This is a genomic window from Ancylobacter sp. GW821-FHT10E12 (genome assembly GCF_058809335.1).
Window position 1 is genome coordinate 1 of the sequence record NZ_JBXASN010000020.1, and the last position, 26,821, is coordinate 26,821.

Consider the following 26,821-nt stretch of genomic DNA (forward strand, 5'->3'; position numbering starts at 1 on the left):
CGTCCAGCACCTTCACGGTGCCGAAGCTCTTGTGAACGTTGGAGAGTTTAACGACGGCCGACATTGAGCTTCCTTTCGAGGGAACGGCTCCACAGCGATAGCGGATAGCAAAGGGCGAAGTAGATCGCCGCCACCAATACGAAGACGATGAAGGGCTGGAAGGTGGAATTGTTGATGAGCTTGCCGGCCTGCGCGAGTTCCACCACCCCGATCACCGAGGCCAGCGAGGTGTTCTTGATGATCTGCACGAGGAAGCCGACCGTCGGGGCGGTGGCGATGCGCGCCGCCTGCGGCAGGATCACCCGCGTCATCCGCTGCCAGCGGGTGAGGCCGAGGCATTCGGCGGCCTCCCACTGGGTCCGGGCCACCGATTCCAGGCAGCCGCGCCAGATCTCGCCGAGAAAGGCCGAGGCATAGACGATGATCGCCAGGCTGGCCGCCGCCAGCACCGGCATGTCGCGCAGCCCGGAGATGGTGGCGCCGAAATACACCACGAACATCAGGATCAGCAGCGGAATGCCCTGCACGATCTGCACATAGGTGAGGGCGGCATAGCGCAGCCAGCGGTTCGGCGAGATGCGCGCCAATGCCACCGCGAAGCCGAGCAGGCCGCCGCCGGCAAAGGCGATCAGCGACAGCACCACGGTCCAGACCGCGCTCTCCAGCAGGAACAGGAAGTGGTGGATGTTGAATGTGGGCATCGGTGCGGCCTCTAGAGCGGGGTGCCGAGCTTGCGGCGGCGCACGAACACGACCTGCCCGAACAGCCAGAAGCCGAACCGCACGATGAAGGAGAGGGCGAGATAGATGAGGCCGACCGCGATATAGGTCTCGAAGGAGCGGAAGGTGTCGGACTGGATGCGGTTGGCGACCGCGGTCAGTTCTTCCGCCGAGATCTGCGAGGTGATCGAGGAGGCCAGCATCAGCATGATGTATTGGCTGGTCAGTGCCGGGTAGACCCGCTCGATCGCCGGGCGGATGATGACATGCCAGTAGATCTGGATGCGGCTGAGGCCGAGGCATTCCGCCGCCTCCACCTGCGAATCGTGGATCGATTCGAGGCCGGCGCGCACGATTTCCGACGTGTAGGCCGAGACGTTGAGCACCAGCGCGATCACCGCCGCCATCGTCGCCGGCAGCCGCAGGCCGAAAGTGGCGATGCCGAAATAGACGATGAACACCTGCACCAGCAGCGGGGTGTTGCGCATGGTCTCGACATAGGCGCCGAGCAGCGGGCGCAGCCAGGCCGGGCCCCTGGAGCGGCCGATGGCGCAGAGCGTGCCGATCACGCAGCCCAGCACCGTCGACAGGGCGGAGAGCTGCAAGGTCAGCCAGGCGCCGTCGAGGAAGTCGCGCCAATAGGGCAGCAGGCTCTCGAAATCGAAGCTGTAATTCATGGCGCCCTCCGGCGGGCCGGCATAGGGGGCGGGGGGAGGTTCAGCATGTCGCCACGCCCTGGGTGTTCACATAAAGCGCGTAGAGCGACTTGCTGGCGGCCATGAACAGCCGGTTGCGGGCGCGCCCGCCGAAGCACAGGTTGGCGCAGCGCTCCGGCAGGTGGATATGGCCGATGGCGGAGCCGTCGGGATCGAACACCCGCACCCCGTCGAGCCCCTCGCCGGTGCCCCAGCCGGCCCAGAGATTGCCGTCGACGTCGCAGCGGAAGCCGTCCGGCGAGCCCTGCGGCCCGGCATCGGCGAAGACGCGGCCATCGGCGATGCGGGTGCCGTCGGTGACGACCTCGAACATCCGTATGCGCTTGGGCGCGCTGCCGGATTCCACCACGTAGAGCCGGGTCTCGTCGGGCGAGAAGCACAGGCCGTTCGGCCGGGCCATGGTGTCGCACAGGAGGTCGATGCGGCCGGTCGCGCCGTCGATGCGATAGAGGCTGGTCGGCAGCTCGGGCTCGGCCTTGTGGCCCTCGTAATGGCCGAGGATGCCGAAGGGCGGATCGGTGAACCAGATGCTGCCGTCGCTTTTCACCACCACGTCATTGGGCGAATTCAGCCGCTTGCCGTCGAAACGGTCGGCCAGCACGGTGAGGCTTCCATCATATTCGGTGCGCACCACCCGCCGTCCGCCATGCTCGCAGGAGATCAGCCGGCCATGGCGGTCGCGGGTGTGGCCATTGGCGAAGCTGGAGGGCTTGCGGAACACGCTGACCGTGCCGGTCTCCTCCTCCCACTTCATGATCCGGTCGTTGGGAATGTCGCTCCACAGCAGGTAGCGGCCGTCGCCGAACCAGACCGGTCCCTCGCACCATCGCATGCCGGTCGCCAGGCGCTCGACGGCGGCGCTGTTGAGGACATGGCGGGCGAAGCGCGGGTCGAGCACCTGCACCGCGGGATCGGGATAGCGTTCGCTGGGCTGCCACATGGGCCGGCATTTCCTCTATCGGTCTCGTCGTCGTCGTTGCGGGAGAGCCGGCGCCTTCGTTGAGGCGCCGCCCCGCCCGGAGGGGCGGGCCCGATGGGGGCCGCCGGCACGGGCAAGCCGTGCCGGCGCCCGTCGCTAGCCCCGCACGAAGAAGCGGGGATGCACCGTCTCGCCCTTCAGCAGGGCGATCACGTTGCCGCAGGTGATCAGCGACACCTCGCGGCGGGCCTCTTCCGTCACGCCGCCGATATGCGGCGACAGGATGACGTTATCCAGCCCCCAGAGCGGGTTGTCGGGCGCCGGCGGCTCCGGCGAGAAGGTGTCGAGCCCGGCTCCGCCGATCATGCCGGCCTTCAGCGCCTCGACGAGCGCCGGCTCGTCCACCACCTCGCCGCGCGCGGTATTGACCAGCAGGGCGCCCGGCTTCATCAGCCCGAGGGTGCGGGCATTGATCAGGCCGCGCGTCGCGTCGGTGAGCGGGCAGTGCAGGCTGATCACGTCGGCGCTCGCCAGCAGGGCGTCGAGATCGGCGGCGCGGCGGCAATCCGGCCCGAAGGCCTCGTCCGGCGCGAAGGGGTCGTAGGCGAGCACCTCCATGCCGATGGCACTCGCCATGCGTGCGAGGTTGCGGCCGATCAGGCCCATGCCGACGAGGCCGAGCCGGCGCCCGCGCAGCTCGTGGCCCTGATAGGCCTTCTTGGCCCAGCCGCCGCCGCGCACGAAGGCGTCCTGCCGGCGCATGTCCTTGATGAGCGCGAACATCAGCGCCAGCGCATGCTCGGCCACCGAGGGGGCGTTGGCGCCCACCGCCGCCAGCACCGGCATGCCGATGGCGCTCGCCGCCGCGACGTCGATGTCGTTGGTGCCGGCGCCGTGCTTGGCGACCAGCTTCAGGCGCGGGGAGGCGCGCATGATCTCCTCGTCGATCCGCTCGACGAGGCGCACGACGATCGCGTCGGCCAGGCGGGAGGACAGAAGCTCGACGACCTCCGGCTTGGACGGATAGGGGCCGGTGGCGAGCGAGGCGATGCCCGCCGCGTGCAGCATCGCCTCGCCTTCCGGTGCGACCGGCCCGCCGAGGCTGACGACGGTGAAGCTCATCTGCCCGCCCTCACGCGGTCGCTTCGGCGGGAACCGCTTCGGCATGGGCCGCCGAGATCGCCGCCACCTTGGCGTCGACATCCTCGGCGATCAGCACCGGGGCGCGGCTGGCGCCGACCTCCGGCATGGCATGGCGCAGGGCGCGCTTGACCAGCGCCGGCGGGAAGCCGAAGGCGTAGAGGTCCTTGCGCAGGGTGCTGAAGCGGGTCTGCGCCGCATCGGCCGCCGCCTCGTCGCCGTTGACGAAGGCGGTGTGGATGGCGTTCAGCGTCAGCGGGCTGACATTGCCGAGGCCGGAGATGCAGCCGGCCGCGCCGTTGCGCAGCCCGTGCAGCACCAGCGAGTCCGGGCCGACCAGCACGTCGAAGTCGTCGCGCTCGCGGGCGATGGCGAGGAAGCCGTCGAGGCTCTCCTGCGAGCCGGCGCTGTCCTTGATGCCGATGATGTTCGGGTGGTCGGCGAGGATACGGGCGGTGGCCGGCTCGATGATGTTACCGGTGCGGGCGGGGATGTTGTAGAGGTATACCGGCACCGAGAGCGCGTCGGCGACCTTGCGGTAGTGGTCGACCAGCTCGGCCTGCGAGCAGGCGATGAAGGAGGGGGTGATGACCGAGACCGCCTTCACGTCCAGCGTCTCGACGGCCTTGCCCAGCGCGATGGTCTGGTGGGTCGATATCTCGCCGATATGCGCCAGCACCGGCACCTTGCCGGCGGCGGCCTCGACGCAGACCCGGGCGACCTCGATCTTCTCATCGAAGGACAGCGCGTAGAACTCGCCATTGGTGCCGGCGCAGAAGATGCCGTTTCCGGCGGCGGCCTGGCGGCGCACCTGGCGGGCGAGGGCGGCGGCGTCGACGGCCTCGTCCTTGTCGAACGGGGTGACGATGGCGACGAAGGGGCCGGTGATCTTGGAGCCGGTGATCTTGGGGCCGGTGATCTTGGTCATGTCCTGAACCTTGGCGTTGATCGGTTGTCGGGTGGCGTCAGAAGGCGGCCTGATAGATCGCCAGAATCTCCTCGCGGCTGATGTCGCGCGGGTTGTTGTCGAGCAGCCGGCGGATGGCGTGCGCCTCGCCCGCCATCGCCGGCAGGTCGTCCTGCGGCACCTTGTGGGCGGACAGCCGCATCTCGCAGCCGAGCGACCGGCACCAGCCTCGCGCCGCTTCCAGCACGGTGGCGGGGTCGCTCGATCCCGGCAGGCCGAGCGCCTCCAGCACCAGCGCGGTCTTCGACGGCACCGCCGGCGCGTTGAACGCCAGCACATGCGGGAAGATCAGTGCATTGGCGGCGCCGTGGGCGATATGATGGCGGGTGCCGAGCGGATAGGCCACCGCATGGCCGGCGGTGGTGTTCACCGGGCCGAGGCAGAAGCCGCCATAGAGCGAGGCCAGCGCCATGCCGGCCCGCGCCTCGCGGTCGCCGCCGTCGGCGATGGCGCGGGCGAGGAAGCGGCCGGTCAGCCGCGCCCCCTCCAGCGCGTAGATGTCGATGGCCGGATGCGCCCTGCGGCTGGTGAAGGCCTCGACGCAATGGGCCAGCGCGTCGACCCCGGTGGCGGCGGTCACCGCCGGCGGCACCGTGAGGGTGAGATCGGGGTCGATCACCGCGAGGTCGGCCAGCATGTGCAGGCTCTGCACCGCCAGCTTGTTCTGCGTCGCCGGATCGGTGACCAGCGCGCGGGTGCCGGCCTCGCTGCCGGTGCCGGCGGTGGTCGGCACCTGGATCAGCGCCGCCCGCTTGCCGGCGACCTTCTCCGGGCCGACGACGTCGTGCAGGCTCTGGCCGCTGCCGGGCAGCACCGCGGCCAGCTTGGCGAGGTCCATGGCGCTGCCGCCGCCGAAGCCGATCACCACTTCCGCCTGCGCGGTCCCGGCAACTGCCAGCAGCGCTTCGAGGTTCGGCAGGTCGGGCTCGGGCTTCACGCCGGCGAACAAGGTCACCTCGCCGGACAGGCCGAGGAGATGGACGCGGGCGGCGTTGAAGGCGTCGGCGACGACGAGGATGCGGCGATAGCCGCGCTCGCCGATCCAGCGGCCGACCGCCGGCAGCGTGCCGGAGCCGAAGGCGATGCGCGGCGGGCGCACCAGTTCGATGGGAAGCGACAGCGCGCTGGTCATGATCCGTCCCTCAGCGAGCGGCAGGAATGGCGGGGGCGTCGGCGGCGAGGGTCCGGGTCGCCGCCAGCTTTTCGGCATAGTCGATCGCCTCGATCAGGCTGAGCTCGTTGGCGATGCCCTTGCCGGCGATGTCGAAGGCGGTGCCGTGGTCCACCGAGGTGCGGATGATCGGCAGGCCGAGGGTGATGTTCACCCCGGACAGCGCGTCCCAGTTGCCGGTCTCGGGATTGACGTTGAAGCCCAGCAGCTTCACCGGGATGTGGCCCTGGTCGTGATACATCGCGACCACGGCGTCGAACTGGCCGGCGCGCAGCTTGACGAACACCGTGTCGCCCGGCACCGGGCCGACCACGTCGAGCCCGTCGGCGACCGCCTGGGCGATGGTCGGCTCGCTGACGTCGATATCCTCGCGGCCGAACAGCCCGCCCTCGCCGGCATGCGGGTTCAGCGCCGCCACCGCGATGCGCCGGCGCTCCAGCCCGAGGCCGGCCAGCGCCTGGTCGGTGAGGTCGAGCACATAGCGCAGCCGCTGCGGGGTGAGCCGCTTCGGCACGTCCTGCAGGGCGACATGGGTGGTGACGTGGCTCACCCGCATGTTGCCATGCGCCAGCATCATCACCGAGCCGCGGGCGCCGGTCAGTTCGGCGAGCATCTCGGTGTGGCCGGCATAGTGATAGCCGGCCCTGTTCAGCGATTCCTTGTTGAGCGGGCCGGTGACGATGCCGCCGATGCGTCCCGCCTGGGCGAGGCGCACCGCGCGCTCCACCGCCAGATAGGCGAAGCGCCCGCCATCCACCGACAGCACGCCCGGCCGGATCGGCTCGCCCTCGGGGCCGGCCTGCAGGCAGGCCAGCGCCGGCCATTCATTGTCGTCCGCCGACACCTCGGCAATCTCGAGCGCGCTGCCGAGCGCCGCCTGCGCCCCGCGCAGCGCCGGGTTGCTGCCGACCACCAGCAGGCGCAGATCGCCGGCCGCCAGCCGGTCCTTCAGACGTTCGCAGGCCTTCACGATGATCTCGGGGCCGATGCCGGCCGGATCGCCCATGGTGATTGCCAGATGCGGCGTCATGCGTGGTCTCCTTGGAATGGCAATGTCAGCCGCTTGATGAGGTCGGGGCCGCCGAAGGCCCCGGATTTCGACACGACATGGGTGCCGTCGAAACGGCCGCCGCGCAGGATCGAGCAGGGAATGCCGGGCTCGACCTCGCCATAGAGGTCGAGCCTTTCCGCCCCCAGCGCCTGGCAGAGGTCGCGCAGGGTCTCCCCGCCGGCGACCAGCAGGGTGCCGGGCACCGGCAGCGCACCGGCGAGGTCGGCGAAGGCGCCGGCGATGCGGGCGGCGGCCTCGCCGCGCGCCGTGCCGTCGGGCAGGGCCAGGCGCACCAGCGCCGCGCCGTCGGCGGCGAGGCGCGCGGCCACTTTTTCGGCGCTTGCGGCGCCGCCGTCGGCGAGGGTGACGACCGCCTCGCCGGCGGCGGCAAGCTGGCCTCGCGTCACTTCATGGTCGGTGCCGAACAGGCCGAGGATCGGGCGCGGCAGCCGCTCCGGCGCCACCGCCGCCGGCCGGCTGCCGCCGGCAAGCGCCGCGGCGAGGCCGCCGCTGCCGCACCACAGCGTGGTGCCGGGCAGGGCCCGGCCGCGTGCCGCGATGGCGGCGAGGTCGGCGTCGCTCTCGCAATCCCACAGGCTGATGCCGTCGGGCACCCGGTCCTGCGGCCGGCACAGGGCGACGGACAGGCCCTCGCGGGCGAGATCGTCGGCAAGCCGGGCTCCGACCGGCCGGCAGCCCCGGTCGTCGCGCAGATATTGCACGCCGTCGCGGGTGATGCGGCCGTGATGCGGGAAGGCCGGCGCGACAAGGCAGCGGTCGGGCCCGAGCGCGTCGACCCAGCCGGCGATTTCGGCGGCGGCATTGCCGCGCAGCAGGCTGTCCAGCTTGGCATAGAACAGGATGTCCGGCGCCGGCTGCACGGACGCCGTCGCTGCCGGGGAGCGCCTCGCCGGCGTGCCGTTCGCCAGCGTGCCGGCCAGCGCCGCCACCCGCGTGCGGGCGGCTTCGCGCCCGGCTTCGCGGGTCGCGCTGTCGATGGCGAGGCTGGCATCGACGGCCGGCGTCGCGCCGGGCGACCACACCACCGGGATGGCGGAGCCGGCGGCGGCGAAGGCGATGGCGGCGTCGAGCGCGCCGGTCAGGTCGTCGGCGATGAGGCGCAGGACGGTCATGGCCGGCCGGCTCCCTGCCGTCCCGTGCCGGCGGCGGTGCGGATGTCGGCCCGCGACGGCATGGCGCGGCGCGCGCGTCCGCTGCGGACATCCTTCCTGGTCACCACGCCATCCTCCATTGTCCGGCGGTTGGCCCGCCGCTCATTGGCGGCATGTCCTAGGCGCGGCTTGCTCACATGTCAATATGTTGTAATGTTGAACAAGCAGGAAAAGCCGGAATCTCGTGGGACGGGGCCTTGCATGTTTGCGGCGCTGGTCCAGATTATTACAAGTCGAGAGTCCTTCGGAGCCGTGTCCCGGTTGCGCGCCGAGGGACAGCCGCCCGCGGGCGGGGCAGATATTTGGAAACAGGTCATGACTGAGCGCAACAACCTCGCCGACGAGCCGGAGGGCGCCGCTGTCGCGGACGGGCCGGGGCGCGACGGCGCGGACCCCATGGCCGACAGGGCTCCCCGCATGCCGCTGGTGCAGCGCGTCTACAAGCTGCTCCATACCAAGATCAGCACCGGCGAATACGAGCCGGACCAGAAGCTGCCCGGCGAGCACGAGCTGGCGGCGCAGTACCTGGTCTCGCGGCCGATCATCCGCGAGGCGCTGAAGCGCCTGCGCGACGAGGGGATGATCTATTCGCGGCAGGGGGCGGGCAGCTTCGTGACCACGCGGGTGGAAGAGGCGCGGGTGCTGGGCTACGCGCCGGTGGAAACCATTGCGGATATTCAGCGTTGCTATGAGTTCCGGCTCACCATCGAGCCGCATCACGCCTATTACGCGGCGCTGCGCTGGAACGAGCCGGCGCTGGCGGCGATCGCCGCCGCGCTCGACCTGATGCGCGACGCCACCCAGGCCCGCCGCCACCGCGAGGATGCCGATTTCGCCTTCCACTGCGCCGTCGCCCAGGCGACGAACAACCACTACTACATCTCCTCGATGCAGGCGCTGAAGGACCATATCGCCGTCGGCATGAAGTTCCACGGCGCCTCGCTGATGGGGCCGCATTCCGGCCTCGTCGGCGTGTTCCAGGAGCACCAGGCGATCTTCGACGCCATTCGCCGGCGCGACGCCACCGCCGCGCGCGAGGTCATGCGCCGGCATCTGGAAGGCTCGCGCGACCGCATCTTCGAGGGCCGCACCCTCGATCTCTCGCTCTGAGCGACGCTTCGGCCGCGACCGCCCGGCGCGTTTCGTCCGGGCTCGGCGGGGCCGCGAATTTACATCTTGACAAATAGTGGACAACTCATCAGCTTGCCGTTCGGAAAAGCGCCACCCCTCGCGCTTGCCGGAACCGCCGATCGTCTCGGCGGCCATGAGACAGCGCCGGACAACAGGCCGCACTCAACGACACTCACGGAGGAAGCTGTGAAGCTCAGATCAATCGCCGCCGCCTGCCTGGCCTTCGCCCTCGCGACGCCGACCTTGGCGACGCCCGCCGCGGCCGATGCCGCCTATCCCTCCAAGCCGGTGACCGTGGTCGCGCCGTTCTCGGCCGGCGGCACCGCCGACATCATCGCCCGCATGGTGGCCGAGAATCTGCAGAAGACGCTGGGCCAGCCCTTCGTGGTCGAGAATATCGGCGGCGGCGGTGGCGTGTCGGGCGTCGAGAAGGTGGTGAAGGCGGCGCCGGACGGCTACACGCTGGTGCTCGCCTCCACCTCGAACCTCGCGGTCCACCCGACGCTCTACGGCGCCAAGTTTCCCTACCAGACCCTGCGCGACCTCAAGCCCATCACCCAGGTCAGCGTGGTGCCCAACGTGCTGGTGATCAACCCGGACAAGATCCCGGCCCGCAGCGTCCCCGACCTCATCGCCTATCTGAAGGCCAACCCGGACAAGGTGAGCTTCGGCTCCTCGGGTACCGGCACCACCCAGCACCTGGCCGGCGAGCTGTTCATGCAGCGCACCGGCACGCAGATGGTGCACATCCCCTACAAGGGCTCCAGCGCCATGCTGCCGGACCTGCTCTCCGGCAATGTCGAGCTCGCCTTCGACAACGTGCCGCTGCTGCTGCCGCATGTGAAATCCGGCAAGCTGGTGGCGCTCGCCGTGGCGACGCCCGAGCGGCAGGATTTCGACAAGAACCTGCCGACCGTGGCCGAGTTCGTCCCTGGCTTCGAGGCGACCGCCTGGCACGGCTTCCTCGCCCCCGCCGGCACGCCGGATGCCGTCACCGACAAGCTGGCGAGCCAGATCCAGGCCTTCATGAAGCAGCCGGAGACGGTCGGGAAGCTGCAGGAGCTCGGCATCACCCCGGTGGCCTCCACCCCGGCGCAGTTCACCGACCTGATCAAGGCGATGACCGCGCAGTGGAAAGAGGTCATCGAGAAGGGCAACATCAAGCCGCAGTGAACGGGTCGCGAGGCGGCGCGCGGGAAGGCGGGCGACGCGGCCGGCTCCCGCCGCGCCGCCGATCATCTCCGCGCCGCCCTCCCGCCGCCCCCGCCCCCGCCGCTTCCGCGCGAACGGACATCATCCCATGACCGGCAAACCCTCCCTGAAGGCCGTGTTCAGCCAGGACGCCCTGTCCGGCCTATTGTTCATGGCCTTCGCCGCCGCCTTCGCCTATTTCGCGCGGGACCTGTCGCTGGGCACGGCGCTGCGCATGGGCGCAGGCTATTTCCCGCTGCTGCTGTCGGGTCTCCTGGGGCTGATCGGCCTCGCCATCTTCGTGCGCGGCCTGCTCGGCGACGGCGGCGAGATGACGCCGGTCGCCTGGCGCGGCTTCCTCCTCGTCACCGCCGCGGTGCTGGTGTTCGGCTTCGGCCTCGACGGCCTCGGGCTCGGCCCGACGGTGGCGATCGGCACCATGCTCGCCACGCTGGCGAGCGGGCAGGTCGGCTGGCGCGGCGCGATCATCCTGTCGGCCGCGCTGGTGGCGTTCACCTGGGTCGTCTTCATTCTCGGGCTTGGCCTGCCGATCGCCCTGATCGGCTCCTGGCTGTCCTGATCCCAAGGCTGGCCGTCCCGATTCCGGGGAACGGCATCCAAGGAACCGCGCTGTGGACATATTCGGCAATCTGGCGCTGGGCTTCGCCACCACCCTCAGCCTCTACAACCTGTTCTACTGCTTCATCGGCGCGCTGTTCGGCACGCTGATCGGCGTGCTGCCGGGGCTGGGGCCGGTGGCGACCATCGCCATGCTGCTGCCGCTCACCTTCGGGCTGGAGCCGGTATCGGCGCTGATCATGCTCGCCGGCATCTATTACGGCGCCCAGTATGGCGGCTCGACCACGGCGATCCTCATCAACCTGCCCGGCGAGAGCACCTCGGTGGTCACCGCGCTGGACGGCCACCAGATGGCCCGGCAGGGGCGTGCCGGGGCGGCGCTCGCCACCGCCGCGCTCGGCTCCTTCTTCGCCGGCACCATGGCGACGGTGTTCATCGCGCTGTTCGCGCCGCCGCTGGCGCGCCTGGCGCTGCAATTCGGGCCGCCGGAATATTTCGCGCTGATGGTGCTCGGCCTCATCGCCTCGATCACGCTGGCCTCGGGCTCGCTGATGAAGGCGCTCGCCATGATCGTGCTCGGCCTGCTGCTCGGCCTGGTCGGCCGCGACATCTACACTACCGAGGCGCGCTTCACCTTCGACCTCTCCAATCTCAGCGACGGCCTGCAATTCGTTGCCCTGGCGATGGGCATCTACGGTGTCGGCGAGATCGTGAAGAATCTGGAGGCGCCCGAGACCCGCTCCAGCGCGGTGACCGATGTCGGCCGGCTGATGCTGACGAAGGAGGAGTTCCGCCGCATCGGCCCGCCGGTGGTGCGCGGCACGCTGCTCGGTTCGGTGCTCGGCATCCTGCCGGGCGGGGGCGCGCTGTTGTCCTCCTTCGCCTCCTATGCGGTGGAGAAGAAGTTCGCCCGCGATCCGCGCGAGTTCGGCAAGGGTGCCATCGAGGGCGTCGCCGGCCCGGAGAGCGCCAACAATGCCGGCGCGCAATCCTCCTTCATCCCGATGCTGACGCTCGGCATCCCGTCCAACCCGGTGATGGCGCTGATGGTCGGGGCGCTGATCATCCACGGCATCACCCCCGGACCGTCCTTCGTCACCGACAAGCCGGAGCTGTTCTGGGGGCTGATCGCCTCGATGTGGGTCGGCAACCTGATGCTGGTGATCCTCAACCTGCCGCTGATCGGCATCTGGGTGCGCCTGCTCACCGTGCCCTATAATTACCTGTTCCCGGCGATCATCGTGTTCTCGGCGATCGGCGTGTACAGCGTCAACAACAGCGCCGCCGACGTGCTGGTGATGGCCGGCATGGGCGTGTTCGGCTATGTGCTGCACAAGCTGAATTGCGAGCCGGCGCCGCTGCTGCTCGGCTTCATCCTCGGGCCGATGCTGGAGGAGAACCTGCGCCGCTCCATGCTGCTGTTCCGCGGCGACCCGATGCAGTTCTTCGTCCGCCCGCTCACCGCCTCGCTGCTCGCGCTGGCGATGCTGTCGCTGGTCGTGGTGCTGCTGCCCACCATCTCGCGCAAGCGCGAGGTGGTGTTCAAGGAGTAGGCCCGATGGCCGGAACGTCCCCGCGCCGACCCGGCTATGTGAAGCTGGTCGAGAACGTGAAGCTGCCGCGCATGGCGCTGGTGCGCCAGCATTTCGACGCCGAGGACGCACCGGACCCGGCCAAGGCGGTGCATGATGCGCTGGCAGGCGCCGAAGTGGTGCGCGCGAGCATCCGCCCCGGCATGTCGGTGGCGCTCACCGTCGGCAGCCGCGGCCTTGCCAGCCTGCCGGAACTGGTGCGCGCCATCGTCGGCGAACTGCGCGCGCTCGGCGCCGAGCCCTTCATCGTGCCGTCCATGGGCAGCCATGGCGGCGCCACCGCCGAGGGGCAGGTCAAGGTGCTCGCCCATCTCGGGGTGACGGAAGCGAGTGCCGGCTGCCCGATCCGCTCCAGCATGGAGACGGTGGAGCTCGGCGTGCTGGAGAACGGCATGTCGGTGCGCATCGACAGGCTCGCCCATGAGGCGGACGGCATCGTGCTGTTCAACCGCATCAAGCCGCACAGCGCCTTCCGGGCGCAGAACGAGAGCGGCCTCGTCAAGATGCTGTCCATCGGCCTCGGCAAGCAGTCCGGCGCCGATAATTGCCACGCCTGGGGCTTCAACTTCGTCGGGCGGTTCATCATCGAGATGGCGCGGGTCAAGCTCGCCACCTGCAAGGTGCTGTTCGGCATCGGCACCATCGAGAACGCCTATGACCGGCTGTCGAGGGTGGTGGTGCTGCCGCCCGAGGGCATGATCGAGCGCGAGCGCGACTATCTCGCGCAGGCGATGCGCAACATGCCGCGCCTACCGCTCGGCCCGCCCGACCAGCCGCTCGCCTCCGGGCCGCTCGACGTGCTGCTGGTCGATTATGTCGGCAAGGAATTCTCCGGCAGCGGCATGGACCCGAACATCACCGGCCGGCCCTCCACCACCGCCATCAAGGGCGGACCGTCGGTGTCGCGCATCGTGGTGCTCGACGTCACCGACAAGAGCCAGGGCAATGCCAACGGCGTCGCCCGCGCCGACGTCATCACCGAGCGGCTGTTCGACCGCTTCGACCGCGAGTCGGTCTATGCCAATTCGCTGACCTCCGGCGTGCTGATCGCCGCCTCGCTGCCGATGGCGATGCCGGACGACAGGACCGCGATTCAGGCGGCGGTGAAGACCTGCGAGTCGCATACGCCGGATGCCATCACCATGATCCGCATCCCCAACACGCTGCATCTCGACCATCTCTATGCCTCCGAGGCGCTGCTGCCGCAGATCGCCTCCCGTCCGGGCGTCGAGGTGCTGGGCGAGCCGGCGCCGATGGCGTTCGATGCCGGCGGCCGGCTGCTCGATCCCTGGCCGGGCGACCACTAGGGCGGCGAGGCGATGCGCGATCCCCTGCATGTCCATCTCGACCCGGTCGGCGGCATTGCCGGCGACATGTTCGTCGCCGCGATGCTGCAGGCGCGGCCGGACCTCGCGCCGCGGGTGCTGGCGGACGTCGCCGCCGTGCTGCCGGAAGCGGCGGGGACGGCGCGGCTGGCCGAGGTCGTCTCCGGCGGGCTCGCGGCGCTGCATTTTTCGCTGGCGGCGGAGATGCCCGACGCTTCCCGCCACCGCCACCACCATCGTCACGCGCCGCACGGCACTTTCGCCGGCATGCGCGCGCTCATCGCAGACGCCGGGCTGAGCGCCGGCACGGCAGAGGCGGCCACAGGCATCCTCGCCATCCTCGCCGAGGCGGAGGCGCGCATGCACCGCGTGCCGGTCGAGGACGTGCATTTCCACGAGATCGGCGACTGGGATTCGCTGATGGACGTGGTCGCCGCCGGCAGCATCGCCGCCGCGCTGGCGGGAGCGGCATGGAGCGTGGCGCCGCTGCCGCTCGGCGGCGGCATGGTGATGACCGCGCATGGCCTGCTGCCGGTGCCGGCGCCGGCGACGGCGGAGATCCTGAAGGGGTTCGACTGGCGCGACGACGGCATTGCCGGCGAGCGCGTCACCCCCACCGGCGCGGCGATCCTGCGCTTCCTGGTCGGCGCGGCCCCGGCGCCGCGCCCGTCGCAGGCGCGTCTGTCCGGCATCGGCTACGGCGCCGGCACCCGTTCTTTGCCGGGCATGCCGAACGTGCTGCGGGCGAGCCTGTTCGTCGCGGACAAGGGCGCCGGGGAGGACGCGCTGCTGTCCGTCGCCTTCGACATCGACGACATGACGGGCGAGGAGATCGCGGTGGCGGCCGAGCGGCTGCGCGTCGTGCCCGGCGTGCGCGACCTGCATCTGACGAGCGCCATCGGCAAGAAGGCGCGCCCACTCACCGGCTTCGTGCTGCTGGCCGAGCCGGCCGCCTTCGACGCCCTGGCCGAGCAGGTTTTTCTGCAGACCTCGACGCTCGGCCTGCGCTGGCACGAGGTGCGCCGGCGGGTGCTGCCGCGCGCATGCGGCCTCGCCGGCGACGGCCTCGCCATGAAGCGTGCGCGCCGCCCGGACGGCACCGTCACCGCCAAGGTCGAGAGCGACGCGCTTCGGGCGGCCGACACGCTGGCGGCGCGGCGGCACCTGCAGAAGGCCGCCGACTAGATGGATGCGATCGACGCCGCCGTCCTGCGCCTGAGCGCGCTGCTCGACGACCGGAAGCCCCTCGCCATCGCGGTGAGCGGCGGCGTCGACAGCATGACGCTGGCCTCGCTGGCCCATCGCCGGGCGCGCGAGCGGGCCGCCCCGCCGCCGCTCATGGTGCATGCCGCCTCGCCGGCGGTGCCGGCCGCCGCCCGCGCGCTCATCGACGCGCATGCGACGGTGGAGGGGTGGGCGCTGGTCATCCTCGACGCCGGCGAGCAGCAGGACCCGCGCTACCGCGCCAACCCGTTCGACCGCTGCTATTTCTGCAAGACCAATCTCTATGCCGCCATCAGCGGCGCCACCGACCGCCTCATCGCCTCCGGCACCAATCTCGACGACCTGTCCGACCATCGGCCCGGCCTCGCCGCCGCCCGCGAGCATGCGGTGATCCATCCCTTCGTGCTGGCCGGCATCGACAAGGCGACGATCCGCGCCATCGCCCGCCGGCTCGGCTTCACCGAATTCGCCGACTTGCCGGCCCAGCCCTGCCTCGCCAGCCGCGTCGAGACCGGCATCGCCATCGATCCGCGCGATCTCGCCTTTATCGACCGCATGGAATGGGCGGTGCGCGCGTGCCTCGGCGCCGGCGAGACGGTGCGGGTGCGCCTGCGCCGCAGCGGGGTGCATCTCGAAATCGGCCGTCCGCTCGATCCGGCCGATGCCGAGGACGTCGCCCGCCTGATGCAGCACGCCTGCGCGCAGGAGGGGCGCCGTTTCGCCGCCGTCGAGCCCTACCGGATGGGCGCCGCGTTCCGGCGCGAGCCGGCGGCATGACCGGCGCCCGGATGGACTGGGACCGCGTGGCCCGCACCGGCCTGCCGGAGGCGGTCTATGGCGAGGGCAAGACCCCCGGCCAGCTCGCGGCCATCCTCGAGCAGGCGCTGGCCGCCGGCCGCGCGCTGCTGGTCACCCGCCTGCCGGGCGCGCATCTCGACGCGCTGCCGCCCGCGCTCGCGGCGCGGCTGGATTATGACCCGCTCTCGCGCACCGCGCTGCTCGGGCCGCTGCCGCCCATGCCCGAGCGCGCCGGCATGGCGCCCGAGGTCGTCATCGTCGCCGCCGGCCTCGCCGACCTGCCGGTGGTCGGCGAGGCGGCGCGCACGCTGGCCTTTTCCGGGGTGCGGGCGGACATCGTCGCCGATGTCGGCGTCGCCGGCCTGTGGCGGCTGATGGAGCGGCTGGCCGAGATCCGCCGCGCCCGTGTCGTCATCGCGGTGGCCGGGATGGAGGGGGCGCTGTTCAGCGTGCTCGCCGGCCTCGTCGCCGCCCCGGTCATCGCGGTGCCGACCTCCGTCGGCCGCGGCGTTGCCGAGGGCGGGCATGCGGCGCTGAATTCGGCGCTGGCCAGCTGCGCGCCGGGCCTCGTCGTGGTGAATATCGACAATGGCTTCGGCGCCGCGCAGGCGGCCCTGCGCATGCTGGCCGCCGGATCCTCCGTCGCCTGAGGTTCGATGCTCACGGCCGCGGGCGATCGATGGCGAGGTCGTCGAACCAGCCTTCGCGCCGGCCGCCGAGCATGCGGCCGATGACGCGGGAGGCGAGATAGCTGAAGGTGATGCCGTTGCCGCCATAGCCGTAGGCGGCGTAAATCCGGGGATGGCCGGGAACCTCGCCGATGAGCGGCAGGCCGTCTTCGGTCCTGCCGAAGGCGCCGGACCATATCATCTCCGCCCGCGCATCCGCGCGCGGATACAGCGCCCGCAGCTTGCCGAGGATCGCGGCGGCCTTCGCCGGGGCACACGCGGCGCGCGCCTCGCGCTCCGACATGCCGTCCTCGTCCTCGCCGCCGATGACGATGCGACGATCGGCGGTGGTGCGGGCATAGAGATAGTTTTCCGAGGCTTCCCACACCAGCGCCTCGTCGCGCCACAGCACGCCGGGCGGTTGCGGCGGCGTCGCCAGTGCCCAGCTGGCGCCGGCCCTGTGCAGATCCGACGTCACGATGTCGGGCATGACATAGCCGGTCGCCAGCACGACCGTGCCGGCTTCGATCTCGCGGCCATTGTCCAGGCCGACGATGACGCCGTGGCCGAAGCTGGAATAGCTCGCCGCCTCGGCGGTGAAGAAGGTCGCGCCGCGGCGCGCCGCCACCGTGCACAGGGCGTGGGCGAGCCTTAGTGGGTCGGCGTCGGCGCTTCCCGGCGACACGATGGCGGCTTCGCGATCGAAGCCGAATTCACGCAGCAGCGTCGCATGGTCGAGATAGAGGCCGGGCAGGCCGGCGCGCTGGCGCAGCTCATGTTCGGTGCGCAGCCGCGCGGCCCCGATATCGCAGGCCGCGAGATAGAGCGACGGGCGGCTGCGGAAAGTGCAGGGCAGGGCGAGCGCCTCGACCAGGCCGGCCAGCCCCGAGACCGCCTTCTCGCTGTGGCGGTAGATGTTCGCCGCGCGCTCGAAGCCGTAGATGTCGGCGAGTTCGTCCAGCGGGCAGTCGATTTCCCACAGCAGCATGGCGGTGCTGGCGAGCGTGCTGCCAAAGCCGGGGCGTTCCCGGTCGATCACGCAGACCCGGTGGCCGAGCGCGGTGAGATGTTCGGCCATGAGCGCGCCGCTGATGCCGGCGCCTACGATCAGGATGTCGCAGCGCAGGCTTTCCTGGAGCGGCGGACATGCCGGCACCTGCAGGCCGCTGCGCCAGGGCGGCGTTCCCTCGCGCAGGTCGCTCTGCTCGGTGGTGTCCGGATCGAACATCGGTCGAGGTCCTCGTGTCGGCGCTCCGGGTGCCGGAGCCCTCTGTGAACCTCCGACGTGCCTTATGGTTGCACGACGATTCCCCGACGCTTCCGTGCCGCCCCGATGGTCGGCGCCCGGACAATCGTCGCCTCCGGCCGGAACTCCGCGGGGAGCCGGGCCGTTCCTAGTCGACAGCCACAGGGGTAAGCGCGGCCGGGCGCGTCGCGAACCGTCCGACGGGGGCAAAAAATGACGACGAGCGAGGCCAGGACGCCGAATGAAACCCCGCCCGACGTCGCGGTCCACGGCGCGTCGACGCTCGCCGCGGTGACGGTCGACGGCTTCAACGCCCAGCTGCGCGACGAGGACGGCTTCGTCGGCGACCGCGCCCGCCGCGCGGTCTTCTTCGAGATCCTCGAACGCTGGCGGGACCTTGGCGTGGGCAAGCAGCCGCTGCTCGCCGACACCCCGACGGCGGAGCTCTCGAAGTCCCGGATCGACGAAGCCCTGAAGGAGGGCAAGGCGCGCGAGCAGGCGCTCGTCCATAGCGCCATCGAGGACTATGCCCACGAACTGCTCGCCGTCATCCGCCGCCTACTGCGCACCCGCGAGTGGCGCGACACCGAGCGCATCGCCATCGGCGGCGGGTTGAAGGAAAGCCGCTTCGCCGAGATTGCCGTCGCCCGCACCGAACTGCTCGCCCGCGCCGACGGCATCGACATCCAGCTGCGCCCCATTCGCAACCACCCGGACGAAGCCGGCCTGATCGGCGCGGTCCATCTGGCCCCGAGCTGGATGTTCGCGAGTTTCGACGACATCCTCGCCATCGACATCGGCGGCACCAATATCCGCTGCGGCATCGTCACGCTCAACCTCGACAAGGCGGACGACCTTTCCAAGGCGCGGGTGCGCACCATGGATCTGTGGCACCACGGCGACGAGAAGATCAGCCGCGACGACGCCGTCAGGCGCCTGGTCGACATGCTGGAGACGCTGATCCGCCAGGCCGGGAAGGACGAGCTTCGCCTCGCTCCCTTCATCGGCGTCGGCTGTCCCGGCTCCATTGCCCCGGACGGCTCCATCGAGGCCGGCGCGCAGAACCTGCCCGGCAACTGGCAGAGCACGCGCTTCAACCTGCCGGCCGCCCTGTGGGAGGCGATCCCCTCCATCGGCGGGCACGAGACGGCGGTGACCATGCACAACGACGCCGTCGTCCAGGGACTGAGCGAAGTCCCCTTCATGCAGGACGTCGAACGCTGGGGCGTGCTCACCATCGGCACCGGCCTCGGCAATGCGCATTTCACCAATCGCGCCCGCCCGAATGCCGAGCAGAAGGCCGCACACAAGCGCGGAGAGGGCAAGGACAAGGGCAGGGACAGGAGCAACGGCAAGCCCGCGAAGGATTGACCGGCCGGCCCACCCGCCGGACATGCGCCGGCGGCCCGGCAGGGCGCCGGAGCCAGGTCGCCCGTCGCAAGGATGTACATCTCGCGGCAATTGTCATAACAAATTCGTTATGACATAAAGGACGCGAGGTGATCTCCCATGGCCGGTCAACACACTGAAACGCCCGCTTCGATCGATGTCCTGGTCGTGGGCTGCGGCAATATGGGACATGCGCTGGTCTCCGGGTGGCTTTCCGGCGCCGGCGGCGTTCATGTGCATGTCGTGGAGCCGGTCGACGCCCTGCGCGAGAGGGCTGCGCGGCTCGGCGCCTCGACCTCGCGCGACATCGAGGCGGTGCCGGCCGCCTACCGGCCGGACGTCGTGGTGCTCGCGGTCAAGCCGCAGCACATCGCGGCGGTGACGGCGGCCTGCCGGCGCTTCGTCGAATCCGGCGCCTTCCTGCTGTCGGTGGCGGCCGGCGTCGGGCTCCCCGCCATGCAGGCGGCGCTCGGCGTCGAGGCGCCGATCATCCGCTGCATGCCCAACACCCCCGCCGCCATCGGCGCCGGCATGCTGGTCTGCGTCGCCAATGCGCGGGCCTCGACAGGGCAACGGGCGCTGGCGGAGCGGCTGCTCACGGCCGGCGGCATCGTGCGCTTCGTCGAGGACGAGGCGCTGATGGACGCGGTGACGGCGCTGTCCGGCTCGGGCCCCGCCTATGTGTTCCATGTCGTCGACTGCCTGGAGCGGGCCGGCCTCAGGGAGGGCCTGCCGCCCGCGCTGGCCCGCGAGCTGGCGCTGCAGACCGTCTATGGCGCCGGCCGCCTCGCCCGCGAGAGCGCCGACGACCCTGCGACACTGCGCCGGCAGGTCACCAGCCCAAACGGCACCACGGCCGCCGCACTTGCGGTATTGATGGGCGAATCCGGCATCGATTCGGTCATTGCCGACGCCGTCGCGGCGGCGCGGGCGCGATCGATCGAACTCGGCCGTTGCTGACCGGCGCCGGCCTCGTTTCCAGGCCGCGTCTTCGTGCCCACGCCGCGTCTTCGTGCCCACGCCTGCCAGTGAAAATCGTCGTGCCGGGGTGTCATGCTGTCCGTCTTCAACCGCCTGATCAGCCCGGCCGGCGCGAATGCCCTGTGGATCGGCATCGCCTTCATGGTGCTCGGCAATTTCTGCTTCGCGCTCAACGACGTCATCGGCAAGATCCTGCTGGGGACCTTCGCGGTCGGCCAGTTGCTGGCGCTGCGCGCCATCGGCGCCTTCATCGTGCTGGGCCCGATGCTCGGCGCCAAGGCCGCCCCCGGCAGGTGGCGGCTCGACCGGCCGTGGCTGCAGCTGCTGCGGGTGGTGATCGTGACCGCCGATTCGGCGCTGTTCTACGCCGCCGCCGCCTATCTGCCGCTGGCCGACGTCATCACCTTCTACATGGCCGGGCCGATCTATGTCGCCGCCATGTCGTCTTTCCTGCCCGGCGGCAGCGTCGGCTGGCGCCGCTGGCTGGCCGTGCTCAGCGGGTTCGTCGGCGTGGTGATCGCGCTCGGGCCGTCCTTCGCCGTGTTCTCCCCCGCCATCGTCTATGCGCTGCTCGGCAGCCTTTGCTATGCCGGCGCGCTGATGCTGAACAAGGTGCTGTCGAAGACCAGCGACACCGTGCTCGGCACGCTGCAGGCGGTCGGCGCGCTGGTGGGCGGCGGCGCGGTCGCCCTGTTCCAATGGACCACGCCGAGCGTCGCCGATATCGGCATGATGATGGGGCTCGGCGTCGTGGCCTGCCTGGCGCATCTGCTGATCACCCGCTCGGTCAAGCTCGCCCCGGTCAGCGTGCTGGCGCCGTTCCAGTACTCGCTGCTGCTGTGGGGGATCGTGTTCGGCATCCTGGTGTTCGGCGACGTGCCGAACCACCAGATGCTCATCGGCGCCGGCATCATCGTCGTGGCCGGGCTGTTCCTGCTCTACAGCGAATCGCGCGCCCGCGGACGGGTGCAAAGCGAGGCGATGATCAAGGAATTCCCCTGAGAGGGGCCGGCGGCCCGCCCTCGGATATCGTTCAGCCCGCTTTGTCGAGGTTGCGGAAATACATCACCTCGATCTCGCGCAGCACCGCCTTCGGCTCGTCGTCATAGCTCTCGGAGAAGGTGCCGGCATCGCTCTCCACCGTGATCGCCCAGCGGCCGCGATGCGGGTTGAGCGCGCAGTCGGGGAAGTTCATGTGGTGGTGCCAATGCACGCCCTGCGCGTCGATCGCCCGCACCTTGCCGAGCAGTTCCGAGCCTTGCCATAGCGCCGGGTCTTCCGCCGCCGCGGCCGCCGCGTCGAGAATGTCGTCGCCATGCAGCATCTTCACGAACGCCTTGTCGACCTCCGGGAAGCCCTCGGAAGGGGCGATATAGGCGGCGTGCTCGACGTCGTCCTCGACGACGATGGCATAGAGCGCCGGATAGGGATTGAAGGCGCAGCCGGGCGAGAGCACATGCGAGTGCCATTTCCTGCCGGCGGCGATGAAGCCCTCGACCAGCGGCAGGCAGTCCTCGAGCGCGATCACCCGGTAGGCGACGTCGCCGTGGGACAGGGTCTTCGTGGTCATGATGGGCTCCTGTCTCACAGCGGATGGGTGAGGCGCGCGGCATCGAGCATCGCCGCGTGCAGATTGCGGCAGGACCAGGCGTCGCCGACCTTGTAGAGCATGAAGCGGCCCTCCGGGTTGGTGGCGATGGTCTGCTCGCGCGCGTCGGCGAGCGCGCGCAGGTCGACCTCGCCGAGATTGCGGGAGAGCGGCTTCAGCGCGAAATAGACGTCGTCATTCGGCAGCGTGCCGTTGTCGCCCACCACGTGGTCGACCTCCAGCTCCCGCGTCTTCTCGCTATAGGTGTTCTGCACCGTGGCGAGGAACGTGTTGCCCTGCCGCCGCACGCAGACCAGCCGCGTGTCGGTCTCGATCACCACGTCATGCGAATAGAGCTCGGTCATGTGGGCGCCGAGATTGGTGCCGCCGATCTCGCGGCCGAATTCGCGGTCCGGGGTGACGATGCGCACCCTGGCGCCGCGACTGGCCATGAACTCGGCGCAGGAGGCGGAGGAGGCGGTGCCGTTCTCGTCGGCGAGCAGCACGTCGCCGGTGATGGCGGTCTGGCCGGACAGCACGTCCCAGACCGAGGCGGCATGTTGCGCGCCCTCGAACGGGCCGACATTGGGCAGCCCGCCGGTGGCGACGATCACCGCGTCCGGCTCTTCGGCGAGGATGTCACCGGCCTCGGCATAGGTGTCGAGCCGCACGTCGACCTTCAGGATCTCCATCTGCCGGGCCAGCCAGGTGGTGATGCCGGAGAGGTCGCGCCGCCAGGTGGCGCGGGAGGCGAGCAGCAGCTGCCCGCCGAGCTCGCCCGCCGCCTCGAACAGCACCACCTCGTGGCCGCGCCGGGCGCTGACCCGCGCCGCTTCCATGCCGGCCGGGCCGCCGCCGACCACCACCACCTTCTTGCGCGCCGGCGCCGGCCGCACGATCTGCGGGATGGTCGCCTCGCGCGAGGTGGCGACATTATGGGCGCAGAGCGCATCGATGCCGCGAATGGCGCGGTCGACGCAATAGCCGACGCCGACGCAGGGGCGGATGTTCTCCTCGTCGCCGGCCTTCAGCTTGTTGGCGTAATGCGGATCGGCGATGAACACGCGGGTCATGCCGACCATGTCCACCGCGCCGCTCTTCAGCGCGTGCTCGGCGGTGGCGGCGTCGGTCATGCGGGCGGCATGGAAGATCTTCACCTGCCCCTGCACCTCGTCGCGGATCGCCTTGGCGAGCGGCAGATAGGCGGCCGAGGGCACCCACATGGTCGGCCAGATCCTGGCTTCCGACTTGTAGTCGCTGGCCTGCGCCCCCACCACGGAGATGAAGTCGATCAGGCCCGAGCCGGCATAGGTCTTGGCGATGGTGAGGCAGTCCTCCTGCGTCAGGCCGCCCTTCAGCATCTCGTCGCCGGGCATGCGGATGCCGATGACATAGTCGTCGCCCAGCCGGCGGCGCATAGCCTCCAGGATTTCGAGGCCGAAGCGCATGCGGTTGGCGAGCGGTCCGCCATAGCCGTCGGTGCGCTGGTTCATCGCCGGCGACCAGAACTGCTCGATCAGCGTGCCGGCCTGGCAGGAGACCTCGACCCCGTCGACATCGCCCTCGCGCACCCGCGTGGCGGCGGCGACATAGTTCTCGATGGTGCGGCGTATGTCGTGGTCTTCCATGGTCGCCGGGAAGGTGCCGTGGATGATCTCGCGCAGCGGCGAGGCCGAGAAGGTCGGCAGCCAGTTGGTCAGGTCCCAGCGCTCGCGCCGCCCGCCATGGGTCAGCTGCACCGTGCACAGCGCGCCGTGTTCGTGGATCGCCGCCGCCATCCGGCGGAATTGCGGGATCACCTTGTCGACCGAACCGTTGATCTGGCCGTAATAGAACGAGTTCTCCGCCGAGACCGCGGTCGCCCCGCCGAACTGCGTCAGCCCGATGCCGCCCTTGGCCTTTTCCGCTTGGTAGGCGATGTAGCGGTCGGTGATGTCGCCGGCCAGCACGTAGCCCGGTTCGTGGCTGGTGGAGAGGAAGCGGTTGCGGATCGTCAGGTTGCGGATCTGCAGCGGCTGGAAAAGCACGTCATAGGCGGCCATGGTGCGCTCCCGGACGACCGTGGTGGCAGGCGCGGATCAGCTCAGGCCGAGCCGATCCTTGGCCTGATAGAGGGGGAAGACGAGGCGCGCGGCGCGCACCTTGAGCGGCCACAGGCCGATATCGCGGCGCTGCTCGACCACCTCGACCGGCACATCGGCGAGATCGCGCGTGCCGGCGGCGAATTCGCCGATCACCCGGCCGAGATTCTGCGCCAGGTTGACGCCGCGGGTGGAAAAGCCGACCACCGAGAACACTTCCCTGCCGAGGCGCTGCACCTGCGGCAGGTAGTTCTCGGTGACGGCGCAATAGCCTTCCCAATAGTCCTCGAACACCATGTCGGCATCGGTGAGCTGCGGGAACAGCTGGCGCATGCGGTTCTTCGCATGGGCGATGCCATAGGCCTGCCTGTCGCCGAAGGCGAACACCGCGCCGCCGGAAATCAGCCGGCCTTCGTCGTCCAGCCGCCCGAAGCCGCCGGATTTGCGCAGGTCGGTGAAGCACAGGTCGGTGGGCAGGATCTGCCGGCGCAGCGCCGCGCTCAGCGGCCGGGTCGCGGCATGATAGAGATAGACCGGCACCACCGAGCGCTGCACCTGCGGCAGGAAATCGCCGGTATAGGCATTGGTAGCGACGATGACGCGGCGGGCGCGCACGCGGTTCGGCCCGCTGCGCACGATGACGCCGCCGGCATCCTCCTCGATGCCGTCGACCGGGCTCCTCTCGAAGATGCGCGCCCCGTGCTGGGTGGCGGCACGGGCGAGGCCGAGCGTCAGCCCATAGGGATTGATGGTGCCGCCGGTCGGATTCTGCCAGCCGCCGATGTAGCCGGCGGCGCCGAGCCGGTCGGACAGGTCCGCCGCCGACAGCCAGGAAACGTCGGCGCCCCAGGCCTTCCACTCGTCATAGACCTTGCGGACCCTGGCGAGCGAGGCGTCCGAATGTGCCGGCTGGATCCAGCCGTTCTGCTTGGCCGAGCAGTTGATCTGGTAGGCGTCGATCTGGCGGAACACGGTGTCGGCGCCGGTGAGCACCAGTTCCGAGAGGTCGCGCGCCTTGCGGGCGCCGATCATCGCCTCGACCGCCGAGGGGGTGATCGGGCCGGGGAAATGCGGGACGTTGTAGCCGCCATTGCGGCCGGAGGCGCCGTTGCCGACGATGCCGGCCTCGATCAGCGCCACGCTCAGCCCGGCCTTGGCGGCCTGCAGCGCGACGTTCAGCCCGCAGAAGCCGGCGCCGACCACCGCGAGGTCGGCGGTCTCCTCGCCGGCGAGCGCGGGATAGGTGGTGACCGGCTCCTTCAGCGTGCGCTTCCACACCACGCCCTGAAGCTTGGCATCGATCGGACTGGCGAGCGACATGGCGACGTTCTCGTTTGCGATGGGGAAAGGGAGGCTCAAACCAGGCCGAGGCTGCGGCGGGCGCCGTCGAGCGCCTCGGCCGGCGGCGGGCGCAATTGCAGGCGGGTGCTCTTCACCATGCCGGTCTTCAGCGCGATGTCGGTCATGGTCTCGAGATATTTGAGCGCCACCGTCGAGGAATCCACCACCGGCACGCCGGTGCCGGGCACCTCGACATAGCCGGCGGCGCGCAGCAGCGGGCCGTAATAGGCGCAGCCGATCAGGATGACGTCGGCGCCGTCGCGGATGCACTCCTTCGCCACTTCCTCGACGCGCGGAATGAAGGCCTTGTACGGATCCTCCACCGCACCGAGCAGCAGGCCGGCCTCGGATTCCGGCAGGATGGTGCGCACCGGCCGCACGATCGCCCGGTCGCGCAGCCCATAGGCGAGAAGGTCGTTCTCGATGGCGATGGTGGTCTTCTGCGACACCGTCACCACGGCGAAGCGCTTGCCCATCGACAAGGCCGCCAGCATCGACTGCTCGCTCACCGAGCCGACCGGCACCGAGAGCACCTCGCGCGCCTCCCAGAGCGGGTCGTTCCAGCAGCCGAGGAAGATGCCGTCATAGCCGTCGCGCTCGGCCTGCAGCGCCGCCTCGACGATGTGCACCGAATTGATGTGCTCGGCATAGAGCGAGCGGACGAAATTGCCGCTCCGGGGCAGGAAGCGGAAATCGAGCTCGGTTCCCGGCTGAAGCACCGGCCGGACCGTCGCGTCGAGCTTGTCCCACAACGCACCCAGCGCGTCGTTCGCCGTCGTCGGGTGGATCCAGCAGATTCTCACAATCCCGCTCCCCGCTTCCATCGGATTGCGGAGAAATGTAATATGTTATAAAATTTTTGCAACAGCGTGAGATGGACAGTGCCGAAAAATCACCAAAACAAATGTCGAAGCCGTGTCGAGATGTTTACCAAAGTCGTCGCGGCGATGCATATCATAACGGATCACAAGCAAAAGGCGGGGCGGGCCGATGGTTGAGGCGCTGGCGAATTTCTCTCCCTTCCAGAGGACCGAGACGCTGGGCGTGCGCGTGCGCGACCAGCTGCGCCACGCCATCATGGCGGGGTCGTTCAAGCCGGGCGAAAAGCTCACCCTGAGGGCGGTCGCCGCCTCGCTCGGGGTTAGCCTGACGCCGGCGCGCGAGGCGCTTTTCAATCTCGCGGCGGAAGGCGTGCTCGAACTCGGCAGCAACGGCTCGATCTACATTCCGCTGCTCGATACCGAGAAGTTGCACGAGCTCATCAAGATCCGCTGCTCGCTGGAAAGTCTCGCCGCGCGCGAGGCGACGCCAAACCTGACGCGCGACGATATCATCGCGATCAGTGCCCTGAACGACCGGCTCATCGAGGCGAATCAACAGAAGAACTACATTCTGCTGACCGAACTCAACTGGAGCTTCCATTTCCGCATCTACGAGGCGGCGCGGATGCCCTTCCTCGTGCGGATGATCGAAAGCTGCTGGCTGCGCACGGGCTCCTACACCAAGATCATCTATCCGGCCTTCGCCAAGACCGATGACGGCATCCTCAACCACATCGCCATCATCCGCGCGATCCGCGAGGGCGATGCCGGCGAGGTGGCCCGGACCATCGCGCATGACATCGAGTATTCGTCGCAGGCCTTCTTCGAGGCGGTCCGCGAAGACGACTAGAGCGCTTTCCGGTCCGGTGGGACCATCCGATCGACAGCAGGATGCCCTCGATCCGTCGGGCGGGCGATTCGGTGCCGCGCCGCCGTCGCTGCCGCATGCGGAGGCCCGATTCCGGGCCTTTCGCTTTGCGCGGCGCCCTCGTTCGGTCGAGCGCGGGCAGC

General features: G+C 69.8%; 25 protein-coding genes. 12 read left to right on the forward strand and 13 right to left on the reverse strand.

Going from position 1 to position 26,821, the window contains the following annotated elements:
• Positions 1–47: 47 nt before the first annotated feature.
• From AC1RU4_RS22310 to AC1RU4_RS22345, 8 genes are all read right to left on the reverse strand, one after another.
• On the reverse strand, positions 48–701 hold the full coding sequence (locus AC1RU4_RS22310; protein WP_492893349.1) for an amino acid ABC transporter permease: 654 nt from the start codon (positions 699–701) through the stop codon (positions 48–50).
• 11 nt (positions 702–712) lie between these two features.
• Positions 713–1,396, reverse strand: a complete 684-nt coding sequence (locus AC1RU4_RS22315) for an amino acid ABC transporter permease (protein WP_492893350.1) — start codon at positions 1,394–1,396, stop codon at positions 713–715.
• A gap of 40 nt (positions 1,397–1,436) precedes the next feature.
• Positions 1,437–2,375 carry an SMP-30/gluconolactonase/LRE family protein gene (locus AC1RU4_RS22320; protein ID WP_492893351.1) on the reverse strand — a complete coding sequence of 313 codons (939 nt, stop codon included), beginning with the start codon at positions 2,373–2,375 and terminating at the stop codon, positions 1,437–1,439.
• Between the two features lie 135 nt (positions 2,376–2,510).
• Complete coding sequence (locus AC1RU4_RS22325; protein WP_492893352.1) at positions 2,511–3,476, reverse strand: hydroxyacid dehydrogenase; 966 nt, start codon at positions 3,474–3,476, stop codon at positions 2,511–2,513.
• Positions 3,477–3,486: 10 nt separating this feature from the next.
• Positions 3,487–4,422 (reverse strand): dihydrodipicolinate synthase family protein, encoded by a 936-nt coding sequence (locus tag AC1RU4_RS22330; RefSeq protein ID WP_492893353.1) that lies wholly within the window; start codon positions 4,420–4,422, stop codon positions 3,487–3,489.
• 37 nt (positions 4,423–4,459) lie between these two features.
• Positions 4,460–5,593 (reverse strand): iron-containing alcohol dehydrogenase, encoded by a 1,134-nt coding sequence (locus tag AC1RU4_RS22335; RefSeq protein WP_492893354.1) that lies wholly within the window; start codon positions 5,591–5,593, stop codon positions 4,460–4,462.
• A 10-nt stretch (positions 5,594–5,603) separates the two neighbouring features.
• A complete protein-coding gene (gene pdxA / locus AC1RU4_RS22340) occupies positions 5,604–6,662 on the reverse strand; it encodes a 4-hydroxythreonine-4-phosphate dehydrogenase PdxA (RefSeq protein ID WP_492893355.1) in 1,059 nt (352 codons plus the stop codon).
• Positions 6,659–7,816: a four-carbon acid sugar kinase family protein gene (locus tag AC1RU4_RS22345; protein ID WP_492893356.1), complete on the reverse strand. Its 1,158-nt coding sequence runs from the start codon at positions 7,814–7,816 to the stop codon at positions 6,659–6,661. Before AC1RU4_RS22345 ends, pdxA begins: the two co-directional genes overlap by 4 nt.
• 354 nt (positions 7,817–8,170) lie before the next feature.
• Between AC1RU4_RS22345 and AC1RU4_RS22350 the strand changes: the two genes are divergently transcribed.
• The 8 genes from AC1RU4_RS22350 (at position 8,171) to larB (ending at position 16,345) form a co-directional block, all read left to right on the forward strand.
• Positions 8,171–8,965 carry a FadR/GntR family transcriptional regulator gene (locus AC1RU4_RS22350; protein WP_492893357.1) on the forward strand — a complete coding sequence of 265 codons (795 nt, stop codon included), beginning with the start codon at positions 8,171–8,173 and terminating at the stop codon, positions 8,963–8,965.
• A gap of 207 nt (positions 8,966–9,172) precedes the next feature.
• On the forward strand, positions 9,173–10,159 hold the full coding sequence (locus AC1RU4_RS22355; protein ID WP_492893358.1) for a Bug family tripartite tricarboxylate transporter substrate binding protein: 987 nt from the start codon (positions 9,173–9,175) through the stop codon (positions 10,157–10,159).
• Positions 10,160–10,286: 127 nt separating this feature from the next.
• Positions 10,287–10,757, forward strand: a complete 471-nt coding sequence (locus AC1RU4_RS22360; RefSeq protein ID WP_492893359.1) for a tripartite tricarboxylate transporter TctB family protein — start codon at positions 10,287–10,289, stop codon at positions 10,755–10,757.
• 52 nt (positions 10,758–10,809) lie between these two features.
• The gene (locus AC1RU4_RS22365; protein ID WP_492893360.1) at positions 10,810–12,309 is read left to right on the forward strand and encodes a tripartite tricarboxylate transporter permease; all 1,500 of its coding nucleotides are present in this window, start codon (positions 10,810–10,812) and stop codon (positions 12,307–12,309) included.
• A gap of 5 nt (positions 12,310–12,314) precedes the next feature.
• On the forward strand, positions 12,315–13,655 hold the full coding sequence (locus AC1RU4_RS22370; RefSeq protein WP_492893361.1) for a nickel pincer cofactor-dependent isomerase, group 22: 1,341 nt from the start codon (positions 12,315–12,317) through the stop codon (positions 13,653–13,655).
• Between the two features lie 12 nt (positions 13,656–13,667).
• Entirely contained in the window at positions 13,668–14,858 is a 1,191-nt protein-coding gene (gene larC, locus AC1RU4_RS22375; protein ID WP_492893362.1) for a nickel pincer cofactor biosynthesis protein LarC, read from the forward strand.
• The gene (gene larE, locus AC1RU4_RS22380; protein ID WP_492893363.1) at positions 14,859–15,674 is read left to right on the forward strand and encodes an ATP-dependent sacrificial sulfur transferase LarE; all 816 of its coding nucleotides are present in this window, start codon (positions 14,859–14,861) and stop codon (positions 15,672–15,674) included.
• The gene (gene larB, locus AC1RU4_RS22385) at positions 15,671–16,345 is read left to right on the forward strand and encodes a nickel pincer cofactor biosynthesis protein LarB (protein ID WP_492893364.1); all 675 of its coding nucleotides are present in this window, start codon (positions 15,671–15,673) and stop codon (positions 16,343–16,345) included. The genes larE and larB overlap by 4 nt, the downstream gene beginning before the upstream one ends.
• Positions 16,346–16,355: 10 nt before the next feature.
• On the opposite strand, the gene AC1RU4_RS22390 is transcribed toward larB, so the two are convergent.
• Positions 16,356–17,591 carry an NAD(P)/FAD-dependent oxidoreductase gene (locus tag AC1RU4_RS22390; protein ID WP_492893365.1) on the reverse strand — a complete coding sequence of 412 codons (1,236 nt, stop codon included), beginning with the start codon at positions 17,589–17,591 and terminating at the stop codon, positions 16,356–16,358.
• A gap of 231 nt (positions 17,592–17,822) precedes the next feature.
• Between AC1RU4_RS22390 and AC1RU4_RS22395 the strand changes: the two genes are divergently transcribed.
• From AC1RU4_RS22395 to AC1RU4_RS22405, 3 genes are all read left to right on the forward strand, one after another.
• Positions 17,823–18,980: an ROK family protein gene (locus tag AC1RU4_RS22395; RefSeq protein ID WP_492893367.1), complete on the forward strand. Its 1,158-nt coding sequence runs from the start codon at positions 17,823–17,825 to the stop codon at positions 18,978–18,980.
• Between the two features lie 138 nt (positions 18,981–19,118).
• Entirely contained in the window at positions 19,119–19,958 is an 840-nt protein-coding gene (gene proC / locus AC1RU4_RS22400) for a pyrroline-5-carboxylate reductase (RefSeq protein WP_492893369.1), read from the forward strand.
• Positions 19,959–20,051: 93 nt separating this feature from the next.
• On the forward strand, positions 20,052–20,981 hold the full coding sequence (locus AC1RU4_RS22405; RefSeq protein ID WP_492893371.1) for a DMT family transporter: 930 nt from the start codon (positions 20,052–20,054) through the stop codon (positions 20,979–20,981).
• Positions 20,982–21,012: 31 nt separating this feature from the next.
• Here AC1RU4_RS22405 and AC1RU4_RS22410 read toward each other — a convergent pair whose 3' ends face one another.
• The 4 genes from AC1RU4_RS22410 to AC1RU4_RS22425 are packed head-to-tail and all read right to left on the reverse strand — an operon-like array spanning position 21,013 to position 25,792.
• Positions 21,013–21,549 carry a hypothetical protein gene (locus tag AC1RU4_RS22410; protein ID WP_492893373.1) on the reverse strand — a complete coding sequence of 179 codons (537 nt, stop codon included), beginning with the start codon at positions 21,547–21,549 and terminating at the stop codon, positions 21,013–21,015.
• Positions 21,550–21,563: 14 nt separating this feature from the next.
• Complete coding sequence (locus AC1RU4_RS22415) at positions 21,564–23,609, reverse strand: oxidoreductase (protein WP_492893375.1); 2,046 nt, start codon at positions 23,607–23,609, stop codon at positions 21,564–21,566.
• A 36-nt stretch (positions 23,610–23,645) separates the two neighbouring features.
• Positions 23,646–24,968, reverse strand: a complete 1,323-nt coding sequence (locus tag AC1RU4_RS22420; protein ID WP_492893377.1) for an NAD(P)/FAD-dependent oxidoreductase — start codon at positions 24,966–24,968, stop codon at positions 23,646–23,648.
• Between the two features lie 35 nt (positions 24,969–25,003).
• Positions 25,004–25,792 carry an aspartate/glutamate racemase family protein gene (locus AC1RU4_RS22425; protein ID WP_492893379.1) on the reverse strand — a complete coding sequence of 263 codons (789 nt, stop codon included), beginning with the start codon at positions 25,790–25,792 and terminating at the stop codon, positions 25,004–25,006.
• 187 nt (positions 25,793–25,979) lie between these two features.
• On the opposite strand from AC1RU4_RS22425, the gene AC1RU4_RS22430 reads away from it, so the two are divergent.
• Positions 25,980–26,660 (forward strand): GntR family transcriptional regulator, encoded by a 681-nt coding sequence (locus AC1RU4_RS22430; RefSeq protein WP_492893381.1) that lies wholly within the window; start codon positions 25,980–25,982, stop codon positions 26,658–26,660.
• Positions 26,661–26,821 lie beyond the last annotated feature (161 nt).